21 protein-coding genes are annotated in these 19,570 nt (G+C 71.2%); 7 read left to right on the top strand and 14 right to left on the bottom strand.

Features of this window, described 5'->3' with window-relative positions; genetic code table 11:
- Nucleotides 1-61: 61 nt before the first annotated feature.
- Both ABZ321_RS31255 and ABZ321_RS31250 read left to right on the top strand, forming a co-directional pair.
- The gene (locus tag ABZ321_RS31255; RefSeq protein WP_344504003.1) at nt 62-1,195 is read left to right on the top strand and encodes a geranylgeranyl reductase family protein; all 1,134 of its coding nucleotides are present in this window, start codon (nt 62-64) and stop codon (nt 1,193-1,195) included.
- A gap of 4 nt (nt 1,196-1,199) precedes the next feature.
- Nucleotides 1,200-1,649, top strand: coding sequence for a YdeI/OmpD-associated family protein (locus ABZ321_RS31250; RefSeq protein ID WP_354897953.1), 450 nt, complete (start codon nt 1,200-1,202; stop codon nt 1,647-1,649).
- Here the strand turns inward: ABZ321_RS31250 and ABZ321_RS31245 are convergent.
- Nucleotides 1,630-2,421, bottom strand: coding sequence for an isocitrate lyase/phosphoenolpyruvate mutase family protein (locus tag ABZ321_RS31245; RefSeq protein WP_354897951.1), 792 nt, complete (start codon nt 2,419-2,421; stop codon nt 1,630-1,632). The genes ABZ321_RS31250 and ABZ321_RS31245 overlap by 20 nt on opposite strands.
- Before the next feature lie 184 nt (nt 2,422-2,605).
- Nucleotides 2,606-3,016 carry a hypothetical protein gene (locus ABZ321_RS31240; RefSeq protein WP_354897948.1) on the bottom strand — a complete coding sequence of 137 codons (411 nt, stop codon included), beginning with the start codon at nt 3,014-3,016 and terminating at the stop codon, nt 2,606-2,608.
- A 223-nt stretch (nt 3,017-3,239) separates the two neighbouring features.
- On the opposite strand from ABZ321_RS31240, the gene ABZ321_RS31235 reads away from it, so the two are divergent.
- Complete coding sequence (locus tag ABZ321_RS31235; protein WP_354897945.1) at nt 3,240-3,596, top strand: hypothetical protein; 357 nt, start codon at nt 3,240-3,242, stop codon at nt 3,594-3,596.
- Here the strand turns inward: ABZ321_RS31235 and ABZ321_RS31230 are convergent.
- Nucleotides 3,593-4,012 carry a nitroreductase/quinone reductase family protein gene (locus tag ABZ321_RS31230; protein ID WP_354897942.1) on the bottom strand — a complete coding sequence of 140 codons (420 nt, stop codon included), beginning with the start codon at nt 4,010-4,012 and terminating at the stop codon, nt 3,593-3,595. The two genes, ABZ321_RS31235 and ABZ321_RS31230, sit on opposite strands and share 4 nt — an antisense overlap.
- 138 nt (nt 4,013-4,150) lie before the next feature.
- The gene (locus tag ABZ321_RS31225) at nt 4,151-5,869 is read right to left on the bottom strand and encodes a RecQ family ATP-dependent DNA helicase (RefSeq protein WP_354897939.1); all 1,719 of its coding nucleotides are present in this window, start codon (nt 5,867-5,869) and stop codon (nt 4,151-4,153) included.
- Between the two features lie 200 nt (nt 5,870-6,069).
- Between ABZ321_RS31225 and ABZ321_RS31220 the strand changes: the two genes are divergently transcribed.
- Together ABZ321_RS31220 and ABZ321_RS31215 are read left to right on the top strand one after the other, a co-directional pair.
- A complete protein-coding gene (locus tag ABZ321_RS31220) occupies nt 6,070-6,957 on the top strand; it encodes a sigma-70 family RNA polymerase sigma factor (protein ID WP_344503261.1) in 888 nt (295 codons plus the stop codon).
- Between the two features lie 21 nt (nt 6,958-6,978).
- A complete protein-coding gene (locus ABZ321_RS31215) occupies nt 6,979-7,719 on the top strand; it encodes a peroxide stress protein YaaA (RefSeq protein ID WP_354897935.1) in 741 nt (246 codons plus the stop codon).
- On the opposite strand, the gene ABZ321_RS31210 is transcribed toward ABZ321_RS31215, so the two are convergent.
- Nucleotides 7,700-8,251: an HD domain-containing protein gene (locus ABZ321_RS31210; RefSeq protein ID WP_354898106.1), complete on the bottom strand. Its 552-nt coding sequence runs from the start codon at nt 8,249-8,251 to the stop codon at nt 7,700-7,702. The two genes, ABZ321_RS31215 and ABZ321_RS31210, sit on opposite strands and share 20 nt — an antisense overlap.
- 36 nt (nt 8,252-8,287) lie before the next feature.
- On the opposite strand from ABZ321_RS31210, the gene ABZ321_RS31205 reads away from it, so the two are divergent.
- Complete coding sequence (locus ABZ321_RS31205; RefSeq protein ID WP_344503263.1) at nt 8,288-8,764, top strand: DUF1707 domain-containing protein; 477 nt, start codon at nt 8,288-8,290, stop codon at nt 8,762-8,764.
- 9 nt (nt 8,765-8,773) lie between these two features.
- On the opposite strand, the gene ABZ321_RS31200 is transcribed toward ABZ321_RS31205, so the two are convergent.
- The 4 genes from ABZ321_RS31200 to ABZ321_RS31185 all read right to left on the bottom strand — a co-directional run bounded on the left by ABZ321_RS31200 (nt 8,774) and on the right by ABZ321_RS31185 (nt 12,897).
- A complete protein-coding gene (locus ABZ321_RS31200) occupies nt 8,774-9,436 on the bottom strand; it encodes a response regulator transcription factor (protein ID WP_344503264.1) in 663 nt (220 codons plus the stop codon).
- Nucleotides 9,433-10,602 carry an ATP-binding protein gene (locus ABZ321_RS31195; RefSeq protein ID WP_344503265.1) on the bottom strand — a complete coding sequence of 390 codons (1,170 nt, stop codon included), beginning with the start codon at nt 10,600-10,602 and terminating at the stop codon, nt 9,433-9,435. The genes ABZ321_RS31200 and ABZ321_RS31195 overlap by 4 nt, the downstream gene beginning before the upstream one ends.
- 123 nt (nt 10,603-10,725) lie before the next feature.
- A complete protein-coding gene (locus ABZ321_RS31190; RefSeq protein ID WP_354897931.1) occupies nt 10,726-11,274 on the bottom strand; it encodes a hypothetical protein in 549 nt (182 codons plus the stop codon).
- Between the two features lie 108 nt (nt 11,275-11,382).
- On the bottom strand, nt 11,383-12,897 hold the full coding sequence (locus ABZ321_RS31185) for a DUF1996 domain-containing protein (protein ID WP_354897928.1): 1,515 nt from the start codon (nt 12,895-12,897) through the stop codon (nt 11,383-11,385).
- Nucleotides 12,898-13,131: 234 nt separating this feature from the next.
- On the opposite strand from ABZ321_RS31185, the gene ABZ321_RS31180 reads away from it, so the two are divergent.
- Complete coding sequence (locus ABZ321_RS31180) at nt 13,132-13,974, top strand: formyltransferase family protein (protein WP_354897925.1); 843 nt, start codon at nt 13,132-13,134, stop codon at nt 13,972-13,974.
- Here ABZ321_RS31180 and ABZ321_RS31175 read toward each other — a convergent pair.
- The 5 genes from ABZ321_RS31175 to ABZ321_RS31155 form a co-directional block, all read right to left on the bottom strand.
- Nucleotides 13,971-16,199 (bottom strand): tetratricopeptide repeat protein, encoded by a 2,229-nt coding sequence (locus tag ABZ321_RS31175; protein ID WP_354897922.1) that lies wholly within the window; start codon nt 16,197-16,199, stop codon nt 13,971-13,973. The two genes, ABZ321_RS31180 and ABZ321_RS31175, sit on opposite strands and share 4 nt — an antisense overlap.
- A gap of 187 nt (nt 16,200-16,386) precedes the next feature.
- Nucleotides 16,387-16,995, bottom strand: coding sequence for a DUF6879 family protein (locus ABZ321_RS31170; RefSeq protein ID WP_354897919.1), 609 nt, complete (start codon nt 16,993-16,995; stop codon nt 16,387-16,389).
- Nucleotides 16,988-17,422 carry a hypothetical protein gene (locus ABZ321_RS31165; RefSeq protein ID WP_354897916.1) on the bottom strand — a complete coding sequence of 145 codons (435 nt, stop codon included), beginning with the start codon at nt 17,420-17,422 and terminating at the stop codon, nt 16,988-16,990. The genes ABZ321_RS31170 and ABZ321_RS31165 overlap by 8 nt, the downstream gene beginning before the upstream one ends.
- Before the next feature lie 127 nt (nt 17,423-17,549).
- On the bottom strand, nt 17,550-17,855 hold the full coding sequence (locus ABZ321_RS31160) for a hypothetical protein (protein ID WP_354897913.1): 306 nt from the start codon (nt 17,853-17,855) through the stop codon (nt 17,550-17,552).
- 786 nt (nt 17,856-18,641) lie between these two features.
- Nucleotides 18,642-19,169, bottom strand: a complete 528-nt coding sequence (locus ABZ321_RS31155; RefSeq protein WP_354897910.1) for a DUF4259 domain-containing protein — start codon at nt 19,167-19,169, stop codon at nt 18,642-18,644.
- Nucleotides 19,170-19,570: the final 401 nt, after the last annotated feature.

Below are 19,570 nucleotides of genomic sequence, written 5' to 3'. Positions count from 1 at the left end.
ATGACGTCTGCGTCACACGAGGCCAATCTCACCTGTGAACCCCGACCTCTAGTCTGCTCGGGTGAGTGAACCCAACAGCGCAGCAAGCTGGGACGTGGTTGTCGTGGGCGGCGGGCCCGCCGGGCTGTCGGCGGCGCACGCGGCGGCGACCGCCGGCGCCCGGACGCTCGTCCTGGAGAAGGCGGTGCACCCCCGGTACAAGACCTGCGGTGGCGGGCTGATCGGCTTCACCGTCCAGTCGGTCGAGGACCGCATCGACATCCCCGCCGACGACCACATCACGCGGGTCGAGTTCACCCACGACGGGCGGCGCGCGTTCGCCCGGTCCGCGCGGCGCGGCCCGCTGCTGCAGATGGTCCGCCGGCCCAGGTTCGACGACGCGCTGCGGCTCGCCGCGGAGAAGGCCGGCGCGGTTGTGCGGCAGTCGGCGACGGCCCGGTCCCTGGAACAGACCGGCGACGCGGTCGTGGTCCGGCTCGCCGACGGCTCGACCGTCACCGGCCGCACCGCCATCGGCGCTGACGGGTCGTCGGGGATCACGGCGCGGCACGCCGGCGTCGAGTACGGCCAGGTCGACCTCGGCCTGGAGGTGGAGCTGCCCGTCGGCGCCGACGTCGCCGCGAAGTGGAAGGGGCGGCTGCTGATCGACTGGGGTCCGCTGCCCGGCTCCTACGCGTGGGTGTTCCCGAAGGACGACCTGCTCACCGTCGGCGTGATCGCGTCCCGCGGGCAGGGCGAGCGGACCAAGCGGTACCTGCGCGACTTCGTGACCCGGCTCGGCCTCGACGGCATCGAGCCCGTGCACGACTCCGGCCACCTGACCCGCTGCCGCACCGCCACGTCCCCGCTGCGCACCGGCCGCGTCCTCGTCGCCGGCGACGCGGCCGGTCTGCTCGAGCCGTGGACCCGCGAAGGGATCAGCTTCGCCGTGCGCTCCGGCGCCCTGGCCGGCGCGGCCGCGGCCGCCGGTGACCTCGACGCCTACGTCACCGCCGTCGAGCAGCGGCTCGCCCCGGCGATGACGGCCGGGCGGCGGCTGCTGGACACGTTCAGCCGCCGGCCCGGGCTCTTCCACGCGATGCTGCGCACCCCGCCGGGGTGGCGGATGTTCGAGCGGTTCTGCCTCGGGGAGATGTCGTTCGAACGTACCGTCGAGCGCCTGCCCGTCAGAACGGCGCTGAAGCTGCTCCAATGAGGGCATGAGGTTTCGCGCGACGCTGGTCCTCGGCGGGAGGACCGCCACGGGCATGACGGTCCCCGCCGAGGTCGTCGAGTCGTTCGGGCAGGGCAGGAAGCCCCAGGTGCTCGTCACGATCAACGGCTACACGTACCGCAGCACCGTCGCCGTCCGCGACGGGCAGTTCATGGTGCCCGTCTCCGCCGAGGTCCGCGCCGGGGCGGGCGTCGAGGCCGGCGACGAGATCGACGTCGACCTGGAGCCGGACACCGCGCCCCGCACCGTCGTGGTGCCGGCCGATCTCGCCGCCGCCCTGGCCGGGGATCCGACCGCGAAGGCGAGGTTCGAGGCACTTTCGTACAGTGGCCAACGCCAGCACGTGCTCGCCCTCGACGGCGCGAAGACGGACGCGACCCGGCAGCGCCGGCTGGAGAAGATTCTCGCGGCGCTGGTCAGCCCATCAGACGGTTGAGCTCCGAGTATTCGATGGCGCCGTCGAGGCTGGTGTACGTGCCGGTGGTGAACGCCTCCTCGGCGGCGCGACGGGCGACGGCGTACGCCGCCTCCGCCACCCACGAGCCGAGGCTGACCCGCGCCACGCCCAGCTTGCCGAGCTCCGCGACCGTCGGCGCGCCCGGCCCGACCAGGATGTTCAGCGGCGCCGGGATCGCGGCGGCGAGCCTGCCGATGGTGTCGGTGTCCACCACGCCCGGCACGAAGATCCCGCTCGCGCCGGCGTCGAGATAGGCGCGTGCCCGTTCGATCGTCTGCTCGAGGTCGTCGGTGCCGCGGAGGTACGTGTCGATGCGGGCGTTGATGTAGACGTCGGGTGCGGCGGCCCGGGCGGCGGCGATCCGCGCCACCTGGCCGGCCACCTCACGCAGGCCGGGCCGCTCCCCGCGGACGGTGTCCTCCAGGTTCACGCCGACCGCGCCGGCGTCCGCGACCCCGCGCAGCGTCTCCGCCACCTCGTCCGGGGTGGCGCCGAAGCCCGACTCGACGTCCGCGGTCACCGGCACGTCCACCGCGGCGACGACCCGGCGCAGGTGCGCGAGCATCGCGTCGCGGGTCAGCGCGTCACCGTCGGGCACGCCGAGCGTCCAGGCGACCCCGGCGGACGTGGTCGCCACCGCCCGGGCACCGGCGGCGGCGACGACCCGCGCCGAGGCGGCGTCCCAGGCGTTGACGAGCACGAGCGGGTCGGCGGGGTCGTGCAGGGAGCGGAACAGCGCTGCGTTGGTCATGCCCGCCATCCTGCCCGGCCCCGCACCCGGCCCGCACACCCGCCGGGCGGGCCGGACGCCGGCCCGCACACCCGCCGGGCGGGCCGGACGCCGGCTCGCACAGCCGCCAGACGGGCCGGACGCAGAACGCCGGCCCGCGGAAGGTCCGCGGGCCGGCGCCGGAGAACAGCGACAGCAGAGAAGATCAGCCGGCGGCGATCGACGGCGGGGTGTCGGTGTCGATGACGGTGGCCTCGCTGAAGGCGGAGTCGAGCTGCGCCCGGATCGCGTCGAGCTGGTGGAACTCGCTGGAGGACGCCGACTCGGAGCCCTCGGCGGCGAAGACGTGGTCCGTCTCGGCGGCGGAGTGGTCGTAGGAGGTGAAGTCCGACTCCTGGTACGTCGCGCCGCTCGCGTCGGTGTACGACACCTGGTGGCCCTGGTCGAACGAGGTCGACTCGGCCGACGCGTGGTCCTGCTCGTAGACGCCGAACTGCGAGTCGTAGTTGTTCTGGCTCGCGTCGACCTGGTGCAGCTGGTCCAGCGACTCGTGGTTCTCGCCCGCCTCGACGTGGCCGTATTCCGCGCCGGTGTCGCCGCCGTCGTACTCGCTCATGGTGGGTCCTCTCGGTATTGCGATGGGGGTGTTTGCGATTCGGTGTTCGGTGTCGCAGATGACGCTAAGGCGCCGTCGGGGGCGTCGAATCCTGGAAACGTGCCAGCCGTTCAACTGCCGTGGAACCGAGCGTATACCGTGCTCAGCGGCCTGGACTATCCTTCAAACGACAGTTGCGGGCCTGCCGGACACCCGACAGGACGCGCCCGCCATACTGCGTGCCGTGCGCAAACACTGCTGCGACGGAATGCGGGCCCAACTGGCGCTGGCCGAGTCCGAGGCCGGCGAGGACGACCCGGATGTGGTCGTCGTCCATGACGCGAGGTTCGACGAATACGGGCTGCCCGTCCGCGACGGCGGCACGTCGATGGTCGTGATCGGGTACTGCCCGTGGTGCGGCGGGCGGCTGCCGGAATCGCGGCGGGACGCGTGGTTCGACGCGGTCGAGGTGCGCGGCCTCGACCCGTGGGAGGACGAGCTGCCCGAGGAGTTCCGCGACGACTCCTGGTGGACGGGCGGGGAAGCGACGGGGACCGACCGGGAGTTCGTCGAGCCCGAGAAGGTGATCAGCCCCGCCTAGTACGAGGGGCGGACCAGCTCGACGACCGGGATCCTGCGGTCGACGCCGTTCTGGTGGTCGGTGAAGAACGGATACCGCTCGCAGATCCTGGTCCACAGCACGGGCCGGTCCTCGTCGGCGACGGGGCGGGCGGTGGCGGCGTACTCCTCGCCTTCCGCCTCGACGGTGACGGCCGGCTCGGCGACCAGGTTGCGGAACCAGTCCGGGTCGTTGACGGCGCCCGCGTTGGAGGCGATGACGTACATCTTGTCGTCGATCCGGATGAACATCATCGGGCTGGTGTGCGGCGCGCCGGACCTGCGGCCCGAGGTGGTGAGCAGCAGCAGCGGCCGGTCACCCAGCCGCCGCCCTGAGGCCCGGAACTCGGCGATGAGCTCGCGGTTGTACGCACGCTGGTCGACGGGCAGCTCGGTCATGCGACCAGCCTAAGCGGTGCCCGGCGGCGGCGCCCGCCAACCGCGGCCGACGCCGCGACGGTGCCGCGACGGTGCCGCGCCGTGGCGCCCGGCAACCGCGGCCGCCGTGGCGCCCGCCGACCAAGGCGGGCGCCGGGGTCACGCGGGCTCCAGCAGCTTCGACTTCTGCACGATCGGCACCGACAGCGTCTTGTAGCCGACCTCCTCGAACAGGATCACGACCCGGTCCTGCTCGTAGGCCATCACGGTGCCGGTGCCCCACGCGGTGTGCCGGACCTCGCTGGAGACGGGGAACGGCCGGCCGGAGTCGACGACCGTGACCTCGTCCGCCGCCACCGCCACGGCGGGGCGCCGGAACAGCCGCCGGTACCACGGCACGCGCGGCACCACGGGATCCACGACGACGGTGCCGTTGGCGCAGTTGTCGCAGTGCCCGCAGGCGCGCTCGGCCTGCTCGCCGAAGTACGCGAGCAGCGCGTTGCCGCGGCAGTTGGCGCTCTCCGCGTACTGGCGCATCATGTCGATCCGGGACCGCCGCAGCGTCTGGTGGCGTTCGAACTGCGCGAGCGCGAGCCGCGACGCCTCCGCCGGCGTGGGCGCGTAGCGGGGCGTGCCGAGCTTGTTGCCGGGCAGGACCTCGACCGCGCCGACCTGCTCGAGCAGGCTCAGCAGCGACGTCACCTTGCGCGCCGGCAGGCCGCTGCGGGTGGCGAGCGCGGTCCGGCTCACCGACCCTTCCCGCAGGGCGGCGGCGAGCTGGGTGAGCTCGTGGCCGTCGGGCGCGCCGGAGGCGAAGAACCGTTGCAGCGACACGTCCTCGGGCCGGAAGAACAGCACCGTGCGCGACGCCGCGCCGTCCCGGCCGGCGCGGCCGATCTCCTGCAGGTAGCTGTCGGGGGAGTCGGGCAGCGCCACGTGGTGCACCCAGCGGATGTTGGGCTTGTCGACGCCCATCCCGAAGGCGCTGGTCGCGACCATGACCGGGATCTTGTCGGCCATGAAGTCGGTGTACCGGCGGTTGCGTTCGCCGGCGGCGAGCCCGGCGTGGAACGCGACCGCCTCGACGCCGTGCTCGGTGAGCCGGGTCGCGTACTGCTCGGCGATCGCCCGCGTCGGCGCGTACACGATCCCGGGGTGCGGCTCCTTGCGGACCTGCGCGAGGAGCCGCTGCCAGCGCTGCTCGTCGCTGGTGCAGTGCACCGCCGACAGCTCCAGGTTGGCCCGGTCGAGGCCGGCGACGTGCGTGAACGGGTCCTGCAGCCCGAGCGTCTCGGTGATGTCCGCCCGTACGGGTGGCGACGCGGTCGCGGTCAGCGCCACGATCACCGGGCGGTGCCGCCCGTCGCCGAGCTCCCGGATGAGGTGGCCGAGCTGCAGGTAGTCGGGGCGGAAGTCGTAGCCCCACGCGGAGACGCAGTGCGCCTCGTCGACGGCGACCAGGCTCGGCCGCAGCGCCTTGACCTCCGCCAGGCGCGCCGGGTTGCCGAGCTGCTCCGGCGTGATGAACAGGAACCTGGCCGTCCCGGCCCGCAGCGCCTCGAGCGCGGCCTGCTGCTGGTTGGGCGTCTCGGCCGAGCTGATCCTGACCGCCTGCCCGGCGACCCGGCGGTTCAGTCCGGCGATCTGGTCCTGCTGCAACGCGAGGAGTGGTGAGATGACGACAGTGGGCCCGGGCAGCAGCATCGCCGGAACCTGGTAGATAGCTGATTTTCCGCCACCAGTGGGTAACACCACGAGCGCGTCCCGCCGCTTGAGCAGGGCGCGCATCGGCGGAAGCTGTCCTGCGCGCAACTGGTCCCAGCCGAAGTGCTGGCGGGCGGCGCGGCGTAGGCGGGGTGCGAGCGGCACAAGATTCATCGCGGGCGACTGTACCGGTGTTCGAATGCATCGGCGCGCTGAGCGAGTTGTCGCGACACGCCGAATCTGAGCACTCTCACCGTCTCGCAACCAAAAGGCACCCGAAAGTGACGGTGTCAGCACCCTTCGTAGTCGAAAGTTCTTCGTGTCAGCAGGTGGACCGCCTGCACGGGGTTCACCACAGACACGAGGGGGAACCGATGACAGCGACCCTTGAGGGTGCCACGCTCAAGGTCCAGTTGGAAGGCCGCGAGCTCGAGGACCTGATCCGCGAGCACCTGCCACTCGTCGGGCATCTGGTGCGCCAGACGCTCGGACGCCTACCCGCCCACGTCAGCCGCGAGGACCTCGTCTCCGCGGGCATGGCGGCCCTGGCCGGCGCCGCGAAGGCGTTCGACCCGAGCAGGGGCATCCCGTTCGGCAGCTTCGCCACGACCCGAATCCGCGGCGCGATCCTCGACGAGCTGCGCGGACTGGACTGGGCGAGCCGATCCGTGCGGGCCAGGGCCAGGCAGGCGGACGCGATGCAACAGGAGCTGACCGCGGCGCTCGGACGCACCCCGACCAACCACGAGCTGGCGGAGGCGCTCGGCGTCAGCGTCGACGAGCTCCAGGCGATCGACGACGACGTGCAGCGGGCGGCGGTGCTGTCGCTGCAGGGCTTCGCGGCCGGCAGCGCCGAGGACATGGTGCCGGAGCGGGCCGCCGGCCCGGAGGACCTGATCCTGCACCGCGAGCGGATCGGCTACCTGCACAACGCCGTCGAGGCGCTGCCGGAGCGGCTCGGGAAGGTCGTGAAGGGGTACTTCTTCCAGGAGCGGCCCATGATGGAGATCGCCCACGACCTGGGCGTCACCGAGTCGCGGGTGTCGCAGCTGCGCGCCGAGGCGCTCATGCTGCTGCGCGACGGCCTCAACACGCACCTCGACCCGGATCTGGTCTCGATCAGCGACAAACCGACGGGCTGCGTCGCCCGCCGCCGCGAGGCGTACCACGACAAGATCGCCAATGCCGGCAACCTCAACAGCCGGCTGGCCCAGACCAACCACCACGGCATGCCGTTCGTCCAGTCGGGCCGGCACGCGTAAGGACGGCTGTACCCTCGGGCGGTGCTGATCCTGCTGCCACCGTCCGAGGGCAAGGCCGCCGCCCCGCGGCGCGGCGCGGCCCTGGATCTCGACCGGCTGTCGCTGCCCGCGCTGTCCGACGCCCGCACCACCGTGGTCGACGACCTGGTGAAGCTCAGCGGCGACCCGGCGCTCGCCCTCACCACGCTCGGGCTGACCCCGGGCCTGGCCGACGAGGCCGCCCGCAACGAGGCGCTGCGCACCGCGCCGACCCTCCCGGCCGCCGCGCTGTACACCGGCGTCCTCTACGACGCGCTCGGCCTCGCGTCGCTGACCGGGCCCGCGCTGGCCCGGGCCCGCAAGCAGCTGCTCATCTTCTCCGGGCTGTGGGGCGCGGTCCGCCCGGCCGACCGGATCCCGTCGTACCGCTGCTCGATCGGCGTCCGCCTGCCGACCGCCGGGCCCCTCGCCGCCCACTGGCGCACGGCGCTGCCCCCGGTCCTCGACGAGCTCGCCGGCGACGCCCTCGTGCTGGACCTGCGCTCCTCCGCGTACGCCTCGACGTGGACCCCGCACAACGGCGTCACGGTCCGCGTCCTGCACGGCGGCAAGGTCGTCAGCCACTTCAACAAGGCCACCAAGGGCCGGATCGTCCGCGCGCTGGTGCTGGCGGGCGCCCGGCCGCGCACCCCGGCCGCCCTCGCGACGGCGCTACGGGAGCTCGGGTACACCGTCGACGCCCGCACCCCGCGCGAGCTGGACGTCACGGTCGAAGCGCTGTGAGGTCGGGCTCGCCGTACCGGGCGACCATCGCGTCGAAGCACACCACCTTGTCCACGCCGAACCGCGCGACGTCACGCCGGTAGCCGTCGGCGGTCACGAACCTCGGCGGGCTGCTCTTCGTGTGGAACTTGTCCGCGTACATGACGAGCCGCTCCTCCTCGCTCACCGCGACGTAGTCGCCGGGCGGGATCGGCAGCGCCTGCCGGGCCACGTCGGCGCGGGTGATCCCGACCCCCGTGTGGCACGAGCAGAACCGGCACAGGGCCTCCGGCAGCCCCTCCTCGCGCAGCAGCTCGTGCCCGAGGACGCCGTGCCTGATGTACGGGTCGCCGCGCAGCCGGTAGACGCCGATGTCGTGCGCCAGACAACCGGCCTTGACCAGGGCGGGGTCCACGCCGGCCGTCCTCGGCAGCAGCTGCTCGGCGATGCGCCACACGGTCACGCAGTGCGCCCACACCAGGTCGAACGTGTCCCGGTCCGGCGCGTGCCGCTCGTGCAGCGCGCGGATCTCATCCTCGGAAGGCACCCACATACCGCCTGATGCCGCCATCCCGGTCACCCTCCGTTGTTGTCCGACCGCAGTACGGTCGATGACATGTACCCGTCGCCGTCGTTCCGGGCGTCCGACGCCGACCGTGAGGCCGTCGTGGCGCACCTGGGCACCTGCCTGTCCGAGGGCCGGCTCAGCCTGTCCGAGTTCGACGCGCTCACGCGCCACACGTACGCCGCCCGCACCTGGGGCGAGCTGCTGCGGATCGTCCGCGACCTGCCCCCGCTGCCGGCGCCTGCCCAGCCGAAGGCCGACCCGCAGCCGGTGGCGCCGGTGCTCGCCCTCGTCTTCGGCATCTTCTCGCTTCCCGCGGCCGCCTGCGGCCCGGTCGGTGTGATCGCCGGGATCGTCGCCGTCGTGCTCGGCGTCGTCGCCCTGCTCGGTGCCGGCGGCGCGGGCAACCGGCGCGGCCTCGCCATCGCCGGCGTCCTCTGCGGCACCTTCGGCATCCTGTTCTCCATCGCCATGGTCATCCTGTACGCCACGGTCGACTGACGGCGCCGGCTACGGGTCGGGGGTCGTCCAGCGTACGACGGCCTCGGTGCGGCTGCGGACGTGCAGCTTGGCGAAGACGTGGTTCAGGTGGTTCTTCACGGTCTTCTCGGTGAGCAGCAGCTGCCGGGCGATCGCCGCGTTGGACAGGCCCCGGCACAGCAGGCCCATCACGTCCTCCTCGCGGTCGGTGAGCCCGAACCGGGACCGGCCGTCGCGGCGCCGGTGCTGGTCGCGGCCCACCGAGGCGACCACGGACGCGGCCACCGACGCCGCCACCGGGGACAGCCAGCCGCGCCCCCGGGCGACCTCGTGCACGGCGCGCAGCAGCTCCGCGGGGCTGAACTCGCCGTGCACGAGGTAGCCGCGGGCGCCCTGGTGCAGCATCCCGCGGATCAGGTCGGGGTGGTCGTCGCTGGTCAGCACCAGCACGGCGGAGTGCTGGGCGAGGACGCCGATCACCGACAGCCCGTCGGCGACCGGCATCCGGTGGTCGAGCAGGGTGACGGCGGGGCGCAGCCGGCGGGCCGCGGCCAGCGCCTCGCGGCCGTTGGCGGCCTCACCGAGGACGCGCAGGCCGTCGTCGCCGTCGAGGATGCCGCGGACGGCGGCGCGCACGATCGGGTTGTCGTCGACGACCAGAATCCCGACCGGGACCCCGACGGGAAATGTCATGCGGCACCCAGCGGTACATGGACGGCGACGACGCTGCCGCGGCCCGGGGCGGAGTCGAGGTGCAGGCGGCCGCCCGCCATCCGGGCCCGCTCCGCCATGCCGACGATGCCGAAGTGGCTCGCGGACTGCAGCCGGGACAGGTCGTCGGGGACGGTGAACCCGACCCCGTCGTCGCTGATCTCCAGCAGCGCGCCCCGCCGGACCGGCGCCAGGCGGACGACGACGTGCCGCGCGGACGCGTGCCGGGCTACGTTGGCGAGGGCCTCCCGCAGGATCCGGATCAGCTCGTACGCCACCATGATCGGCGGCTGGACGGAGCCGAGCTCGGTCCGCACCGGGATGCCGGACGTGGCGCTCCACGCGGCGCACACCTCCGCCACGCTCGTGGTGAGATCCTGGTCGGGCACGTCGAAGCGCATCTCCCGCAGCAGCTCGCGGGCCTGCCGGGCGGCCGCGGTCGCGCCCGCGGCGACGGTGGTGGCGAGGTGCTCGGCGAGCGCCGGCTGCCGGCGCAGCGACGACGGCAGCGCCAGCGCCGCCAGGGACACCCCGCGCAGCGTCTTGGCCACCGAGTCGTGCAGCTCGCGGGCGAGCCGGGCCCGCTCCGACGCGGCCGCCGAGCGCTGCGCGGCCACCAGGAGGCTGGTCGACAGCTCCAGGTGGCGGGCCAGGGCGTTGGTCGCGACGACCGCGCCGAGCCCGGCAAGGGCGCCGGCCATCGGGAACGCGACGACGAACGCGGCGATCTCCGCCGGCGGGTCGCTGCGGCGTAGCACCTCGGCGGTGACCGCGAAGCTGAGCGCGGCGTGGCCGACCCACACCGGCAGCGCCCGCATGCCGAGCACGACCCCGGCGAGCCCGCCGGCGCCGGCGGCGTAACAGAAGTACGCGATGCCGCCGCGGCTCACCGCCAGGACCGTGAACACCAGGGCGAGGTCGGCGGCGACGACCACGACCGGCCGGGCGACCAGCCCCGGCCACCGGGCCAGGACGCCGAGCTGGGCGGCGGTGGCGACGGCGACGAGCGTGAGGACCGCGATCACCGGGCCCGGGTCGTCGACGAGCAGCAGTCCGGCGGCGGCCGCGCTCATCGTCGCCGCGGCCCGCGCGATGAGCACCGCCCGGGTCAACGCCGCAGCGGCGATCTCCCGGCCCGCCGATTGCATCACTGGACACCCGCCTGTGCTGGAAGCGATCGCGACAGCGAACGCTACCCGCCGTGCCGCGGCCGCCGAACCCCCGGCAAGGCGCCTAAGCCGGATTTCAGCCCATGTTGATCAGCCGATAAGTCAGGTGATCGTCACGACGTCGATGTCCGGCGCGGGCGTGTCGTCGTTGAAGAGCGTCAGCCGCAGCTCCCCGGCCGGCAGGTCGGCGGTGAACTGGAACGACCGCGGGACCGTCCACGCCGGGCCGGTCACCTGGAACGTGCGCGGCGCCGCCCCGTTCACCCGGACCTTCACCGCGCGCGGGCCGTCCACCTCGTACCCGACCGTGACCGTCCGCGACCCCGCCGTGGGCAGGACGGCACGCACCTCCAGCACGCAGGTGAAGCACAGGTAACGGACCCGGGCGCCACCGTGGCAGGTGCCGCACGCGGTGACGGCGGCGCCGCCGGTCAGCCGGTTGCCCGGGTCCTCGGCCTCCACGACGATCGGGGCGAAGCTCGCCGGCGCGCTGCCGGGCACGGCCGCCGAACCCCGTACAGGAGGCGCTGAAACGACAGGCTTCCCGCCGTCGGTGTCCCGGTCCGGGGCGATCAGCGGCGGCACGAGCACCGTCGCCGCGGCCATCCCGGCCGCGACCACCGTCACACCCAGCCACTGCCGCCGGCTCAACCGCACTCCTTCACCCGTCCCGGACGGACCCTACGGCACATGTCTGGACAGACGGCGGCGCCGCCGTCCTCTGCCTTGGACGGCGGCGCCGGGTGCCCTGTGGGGGGGTCAGGGCAGCAGGTAGTTCTCGTTCAGCACGTACGGGGCCGGCTGCTGGTCGTCGCGGCCGTCGTGGCCCCGCGGGTCGCACTGCCGGGCCGCCACGATGCACCCGTCGACCATCGCGGCCAGGGTCCGCTCGTCCCACGCGTTCATGAAGTCGTAGTGGAACGTGGGGCCGGCGCCGCTGGCGAAGCGCACCTTCGACATGTCACCGTTGACCGGCCAGGCCATCTTGAACTCCAGCTTCGGCACCGCGACCGGGTGGCTGTCGGGGCAGACCCAGCCCGACGCGGTGTGGCTGTCCACCGGGTACACGATGTGGCTCTGGTGGTCCGGCGAGTCCAGGTGCCGCCCGTCCCAGCAGCTGGGTGCCTGGTACCGGATGTTGAGCTTCACGTCCCGCGCCGACGAGCAGGTCAGCGGGATGTTCTTGTTCTTGTAGCTGTTGCCGCACTCGAAGCCTTCCTCGGTCGCGGCGAGGAACTTGTCGGCGTCGGTGTTCTTCGCGTTGCCGACCACGAACCGCAGCCCCTTCGGGAACGGCCGGACGCTGCGGTAGTCGGTCACGCCGGCCTTGTAGTAGATGACCTGCAGGCCTTCGGGGTTGACCGGGGTGTCGCCGTTGAACAGCGTCGGCATCCAGTACGCGGACAGGTCGCCCTTGGCCTTGCAGGTCGTCTGGCCCTTCGCCAGCGACTCGATGGTCGTGCCGGCGTTCGTGGTGGTGTTGCCCATGAACGTGTGCAGGTGCGAGGCTCCGGGCAGGCCCGGGAACACGATCGGGTCGTCGCCGAGGTTGGTCCGGCTGACCGAGCAGTTCGCCTGGAACTCGTGGAACCCGCCCTTGTTCGGCGGCACCTCGTGCGACGCCTTCACGTTCGTCACCGGGTTGGGCGCGTCGATCCAGCCGGTGCCGCCGGTGCCCCCGTTGCCCCCGTTGCCCCCGGGGCTCACCGGGGGGCTGGTCGGGGGTGCCGTCGTCGGCGGGTTCACGGTCGCGGTGGCCGGGGCCGAGCCCGACCCGTACACCTGGAACTCCCACAGCGAGAAGCCGTATCCGCTGGACCGTTTGGTCCCGAACATCCGCACGTAGCGCGCGAGGCCGCTCGCCGCGAGGCTCTGCACACCTCCGGTGCCGGTCGTCGTGGCGTACGTCGTGCGCCAGCTCGCCCCGTCGACGGACACCTGCACCTCGAACGCCGTCGCGTAGGCCCGCTCCCAGGTGAGCACCACCTTGCCGATGGCCACCGGAGCGCCGAGATCGACCTGGATCCACTGCGGGTCGCTGAACGCGCTGGACCACCGGGTCTTCGGATCACCGTCGAACGCGGCCTTCGCCGGATAGCCCTGCCCCTCCAGCGACGAGGCCGTCGCCGGCTTCCCCTGCGACAGCGGCGTGTCGCCCGCGCTCGCCAGGTGCAGCGGCCCGGTCGCGAACCAGCCGAGGAACCCGGCCAGCGCGACCGCGATACCAGCCAGGACGAACAGCCGCGACCGCGGCGCGCGTCGAAGGGATGTCATGCACGTCTCCTGCGTCGGCCCGGGGCACCGCCGCCCGGCACCCACCGGCCAGGACGCTAACGGCGCACCCGCCCCCGCGCCTGGGCCCAAAGACCCAGACGGGACCCAGCCCCCTGGGCCGGCAACTGACCGCCGCCTGACATCAACCACAACGGATCAGCGCTGACCGCCTCCTACGCCACCAGCGCGGACACGACCGCCCGATATGGTGAACCGATGCCCCAACCTATGCGCGTGGTGCTCGCCGCCAGCGGGGCTGAGCAGTTCGACCTGCTGCGCGACACGTGCCTGGCGGCGGGCCATGAACCGGTTGCATACGTGGTATCGAGGTCGATGCGTCCCCGTTCATCAGTTGACGCGTGGATGGCTGAATCGCTTTCAAAGATCGTGACCCAACTGCCGGACGACATTGACCTTCTGGTGCCGGCGAGCGGCGATGGACTGGCCCGTCAACTCGTCGGTTACCGGCCGGATCTGGTGGTTGTGCACGGCTTCAACTGGCGGCTGCCCGTGCGAGTACTGGAGATGGCGACATATGGGGCGATCAATGCCCATCCGTCGCTGTTGCCGAAGTATCGTGGACCTGCGCCGGTGTTGGCGGCGATCCGTGCGGGGGACCCGAGCATCGGATTGACGGTGCATCGGATGGATGAGGGGTTCGACACCGGCCCGACCCTCGTGCAACGTGATGGAATCGTCCTTGATGAGTGGGTCACGCCGGCGCTGCTGTGGTCGCGTCTGGGACCTGTGCTGGCGGAGGCGCTCACGGAATCCCTCACGATGATTGCCGATGGGGCGCCCGGCAAGCCGCAGGGTGACGCCGGAGCGAGCTACGCCGGGTTCATCGAGCCGGAGTTCTCCAACATCGACTGGGGCCGTACCGCCGCGCAGATTCACCACCAGGTGCGGATGTTCGCGTACATGGGACGGGCGCCGGTCGGAGTGGTCGACGGTGTACGCCTGCGCGTGGTTCGCACTTCGCTGGCTGAGGCCGACGGGCTGCGCATGGAGTGCGCCGACACGCCGATCTGGATCGTCGAGTCCGCCCCGGAGGCGGATCGGCCGTCCCGGGCTTAACCCTGCAACCGGTCGCGCAGCGCCGTCGCAGCAGGGTCATGGAAGTGCTCCAACAACACCAGGGCTTCTGCGCGGCGGGCCACCGCACCCTCAGTGTCGCCAAGTCGCTGGCTGGCGTCGGCCCAGGACGCGAGCGTGCACGCATGGTGCCATCGGCTCCGCATGTCGCGCTGGGCAGCTGCGGCGACGGTGTAGAAGTCGACCGCCTCTTCCAACCGGCCGAGATCCTGGTACACATCACCCGCGGCGGCAATGGCGATGGATTCACGCATCCGGTCGCCGACGCGTCGCTGGAGTGTGGCGGAGCGCTGGTACGACTCCAGTGCCAGGCCGGGTTCGCCGGCGGCGCGTTGGATGTGGCCGAGCTCGACGAGCCAGTGCCCGAGCCACATCTGGTTGTCAGCATTCTCGGCGATGGCGATCGCGGCGCCGATGTTGACGTGGGCGCCGACGAGATCGCCGGTCTCCCGTTGCAGCCGGCTTAGGAGATACAGGGCGTTGCCCTCGCCGAAACGATCGCCGGACCGGCGCAGCGTCTCCAGCGCGTCCTCCAGCGGGAGGGCGGCCTCGGTGTGCCGATGCAGTTCCAGAAGCGCTTGGGCTCGGTTGGCGTCGAGGTTCCCGATCCAGTATCCGTCGTCGAGGTCGGCGGCGATGTGTCGTCCCTCAACGAAGGCCGCCACAGCGGCGTCGAGGTGCCGGTCACCCAGCGCGACCAGCCCAAGCGCGTTGTGGGACATCGCCTCACCGCGACGGTCGCCGAGGTGTTGCCTGATCTCCAGCGCCGACCGGTGGCTCGTCGCGGCGTCGTCGAGGCGGCCGGACTGTAAGCACGCGGCGCCGAGATTCGCGTGCGTCCACGCCTGACCGGCAAGGTCACCGGCCGCGATGGCGCTGGTGAGGCCGATGCGGCCAGTGACGAGCCAGTCGTCGAAGGCGTTCTGCAGAGCGCAGATCCGGCCAAGGACCACGGCGAGCCGCCACGCGAGTGGGTGCAGATCCGCGTCGGCGGCCGCGCGGGTCGCGGCAGCGAGGTTGTCGCATTCGGTGGTGTACCAATGCTGCGCGGCATTGGGCGTCGCCAACATCGGCAGCAGCGGGTCGGCTTCGGCTGGGACGGAATGGAGCAGCGCGCTGGTGTCGAACCCGGTCAGGTGGCGCAGTACAGCGGCCGCCGCTTGTAGGTACCAGCTGACGATTCGCCGCAGCGCGGCTCCCTGCTCCGTCTGGTCTTCGGTGTCGCGAGCCTGGTCGTGGGCATAGGCGCGCAGCAGATCGTGAAACTCGTACCGGCCTGGTGCACGCTGGTCGAGCAGGTGCGCGCCGACGAGGACGTCGAGGTGTCGGCGGGCGGTGCGCAGATCGTGTCTGCCGAGCGCGGCCGCGGCTTCGGCGCTGAACTGGTTGCCCGGATGCAGGCCCAGTAACCGGAACAGGCGGGCGGCAGATTCGGGCAATGCCCGGTATGACCAGGCGAAGACCGTGCGTACGGCATCGCTGTCGTCAGTGTCGCCGGGGGTGAGCGCCTCCCACAGAGCTGACTCGTCGCGGAGATCGGCGATCAGCTCATCGAGGCGCATCATTGGCCGGCTCGCCGCGCGTTCGGCGGCGACACGCAGCGCGAGGGGCAGACGCGCGCAAAGCCGTGCCAGTTCGACGAGTTCGTGGCGCCGGTCGTCGGTACGGTAGCGGCCGGTCATGATGCCCAGTAAATCAACGGCATCGTCCTCGTGCAGCACGTTGAGTCCGATGCGGACGGCGCCGTCGCGGGCGACAAGTGCGGACATTCGGTCCCGGCTGGTAACGACCGTAAGACAGGTGTTTGTACCAGGCAACAACGGGCGCACCTGGGCAGAAGTCGCGGCGTTGTCGAGGACGATCAGGACACGCCGGGCGGCGACCACCGACCGATACAGGGCCGCTCGGTCGTCAACCTCAGAAGGGATCGCCGCCGAGGGGACGCCCAGGTCACGCAGGAACCGGGCGAGGACCTGACCGCCTACGACGGGCAATCCCGGGTCGTAGCCACGCAGGTTGACGTACAGCTGGCCGTCCGGGAACAAATGCCGGACGGAGTGCGACCACCGCAGTGCCAGAGACGTCTTGCCGACCCCTGCGGTACCGGTAATGACCGCGATAACCATCGCGTGGGATTCGTGCCGTTCAGCGGTGAGCGCCTCGTCGAGCGTGGCCAGTTCGATGCGCCGATTGACGAACGCGGACACGTCACCGGGCAGCTGTGACGGGATGACCGCAAAGCCCTCTGGCCCAGGGTGGCGGACGTGTCCGCCGCCGTGAATGTGACCGGGCTGCACGATGGCGCCTGAAGATTGATCGGCATTCAGTCGGTGGAGATGACCTGGTGGCTCCGCTGAAGGACCCGGGGATGTGGCAGTCATGCAACGACGGGGGTCAGGGTGTCGGTGGGGGCAATGGGGAGATCTCCCTTTCGAAGAATGAGGCCAGGGGTTCGCCCTCGGCATAGAGTGTTTGAGTAAGCCGCCGGCAGCGATCGACCAGGCCGCGGTCGCGGAATCTGCGGCCCGCGCACAGGACTCCGTGCTCGTCGTAGACGGGCTGGTACAGCATCGTCGAGCCGAGCGTGGCGAACTCCGGCAACAATCCGTCTGATTCCAGTTCAGCGATCTTGTCGGGGCCGATGACCCGGATCAACGCGCCGGTCCGCTCACGGGCGTGCAGCAGGTGCAGTTCCCACTGCAGGTACGGGATGATCGGCTGCTCAACGACCCGGACCCGATAGGTGGCGAAGCCGTGTGCGGCAATCTTTCGGTAGTAGTCGGCGAAGTCGTCGCGACGAGCATCCAGCAGCCGCAGCGCCTCGCTCCAGTTGCCGTCGGCGAACGCTTGCCAGCTGTCATCGCCCGGTTCGCGAAAGTGCTGTTGGCGTTCCAGCTTCCAGAAATCCCCCTCTTTGATCGACCAAAAGTCCCGATCGAAAGCGGAGAAGTAGTCGCCTAGCGGCAACAGCTCGCTGTTGACGCCATCAAGAAGGTCAGACATCTGGGATGTCGGTACGCGCGGCCAGCATTGTGCGGCGTGGGATGATCACTACCCGCTCACCCGGTCCGACAGTTGCATCGGCAGGCAACAGTGGTCGGTAGTGGTCAGTCAGGTCACGGCCGACAATCGCAATGTCGCCGTTGTCGAGTTCCCAGATGTCGGGGCAGCCGTTGTCCCCACCGGTCGCGTCCAACTCTTCGGGGGACCTGCCCCAGCGACGCAAGAATCTTGCCGCGGTATCCGGCTCCCAGCCGACGCCCACAGCCACCTCCGAGGATTCGCCAGAACGGCATTGACCTTCGGTAATGCTACTAGCCGCTCGCTGTACGCGGAACGATAGGACATGGACCCATAGATAAGGATCTGGACGCCCGTCGCCCTGGTGGAACGCAGTGGTCTTGTCATAGCGGGTGGCGACGGGTCGCATCGCGGTGATTGTGGCGGACCGTCGAAGACCGGTGGGCGACCACCGCGGCTGCCTCGCCGGCGGTGGTTGGCCCGCTGGTCGGTGCGTTCAGGGATGCTCATGCGGAGACCAGTGACGCTGTGCAGCGTCAGACCTGATGCCACTCCACCCCGAAGGTCGGGTCCGGCTCCGGCAGCCACTTGCCGTACATGCACGGCACTGCACCGTCCATGGCGCCGGCGACGTCCTCGAGCAGGTGCGCGGTGCTGGCCCACACCGGTTCGTCGTGGTTCTCCTCGCCGGAGCAGTAGCCGACGCCGCCTCGACGTGGGTCGTCCCGGAGGTCTACGTACAGGTAGACGCCGCAGTGGTCCTTGGCGATCGTGAGGAACAGGTCGAGGTAGGCCAGCGACGGCTCCCCGGCGGGACCGTCAGAGGCCGTGCTCTCGCCCACCCTGCGCCAACCGTCCAGGCGCATCCGCCTGTCGCGCAGGGCCCCGGTGGTCGAACGTGGCGTGCACCCGGAGGCAGGCACAGGAGCGTGCCGCTGATGCCGTCGGCCAGCAGCCACCACCGCCTGAGATCGTCGGGAAGCGGCACCCCAAGGCCCGCTCGACGGCCTCGACCGCCCGCGGACCGGCCGGAGCCCCGATGGCATCGACGTGCTCCGCCGCGTTGGCCGACAGCCACCGCACGATGCGTGCCCAGGAGCGCTCCACGCTCGCCACCACGGTCGCATTCTGCGCCACACCCCACCCACCGCGAGGTGCTCCTCATGGTCACCGTGGCATCGGCGCCTTCCCGGAGTCGGCCTGCATGAACGTCACGTTGACGCCGCTCGTGTACTGCGCCCTGCCGGGTCACCATCACAGGCGCGCTCATCCATACGCGTCGTCGCGGCGGATCGACGCTGCCAGCCGCAAGCGGGACCAGTCGCACTGGCGGACGTGCGTCGCGCCGCGGTGGTCAGGCTCGTCCTGCGGTCGCTCGGCGGGAAGGTCTCGTCGGGCCCGTCCTGAAACCCGAGGTACGGACCCAGGTCAACGCACTGGTGCTCATCCTGTTTACCCTGCTCAGAGCGTTGGCGCCGGTCGGTCTCCGTGGGCGTTCTCGGGATCAATCTGCAAGATCGTCTCCCAGACTTCTCCCAGAGTCGGGCAGGGGTGGCATCTGCCGACGCGACCCGAACGACCGCCTGGGAGTCGCCACCACCTTGCCGGCCGACGAGGAACGTCCGGTGTCAGTCACCGGCACGCTCAAGGACGGACCGGATGGGTGCAAGCACGCCGACGAGTTCCTCGAAACGGCTGTTCTCTTCCCAGAGCGAGCGCCACTCGGAGTTCTCGGCGACGACTCGGTCCAATGCGCGCAATGCGAGGGGCGGAAGATCGGTCGGTACGTCGAACCCGCCATCTGCGGTGATGAAGTCGGCACCCAACGACGCCGTCGTCGGTCCGCCAGGCAGTTGCGACGCGAGAATTGCGGCTGCCGCGATGGCCTCGACTGCGAAGTCGCTGTCAAGGTACGCGACGGACCTGGCGCAGTCCGGTGCGGCGGCCGGCCGCAGCCTCCCGCTCCGTCGGCAATGGCAGCAAGGTCTGACGCACGTTCGTAACCGTGCTCGACGTTGCCCCGGTCCCTCGCGGTGAGGATGGCCGGGGCTTCGGTGTGCCCGCTGGACCTCGCGCAGCCGGGGTCGCCGCGCCGGGAGCGAAGCGGCAAGGTGCGGCGTGCCCCGAGCGGCGCGCAGCGGCCCGTCAGGCGACATCTTCTCCCTTGACTCGACGCCGGATCGCGAACAAGTCAATGACGGCATGCACCTGCACGATCGACAGTGTGCTGTGGCGGCTTGTGTGGTGCCGAACGGTGGGACGCAATGAACGGGACGATGGAACCGACTGACTTTGCCTGACGATCGGTGGACGGCGGACGACTGTGCGCGCTTTCTCGGTGTCACTCGGAGCACCTGGGCTGCATACGTGACGCGGCAGCAGGCGCCGCAGCCTGAGCGGAAGTTCGGGAGGTCGTCGACGTCGCCGCGCTGGGCGACGATGAGCGCGAGGCCGGCAAGAGCCAGCACCCGCCAGCCTCCCGGGGCGGCCTTGAGGCGGAATGCGGCAGGTGGTTGAACCCGCAACCGTTTGGTGGTGTACACCTCTCAAGGACCGG

The organism is Dactylosporangium sp. NPDC006015 (genome assembly GCF_040614215.1).
Lineage (GTDB): Bacteria > Actinomycetota > Actinomycetes > Mycobacteriales > Micromonosporaceae > Dactylosporangium > Dactylosporangium maewongense.
Note: the sequence above shows the minus strand (reverse complement) of the source record. Positions and strands in the feature narration are given on the sequence as shown.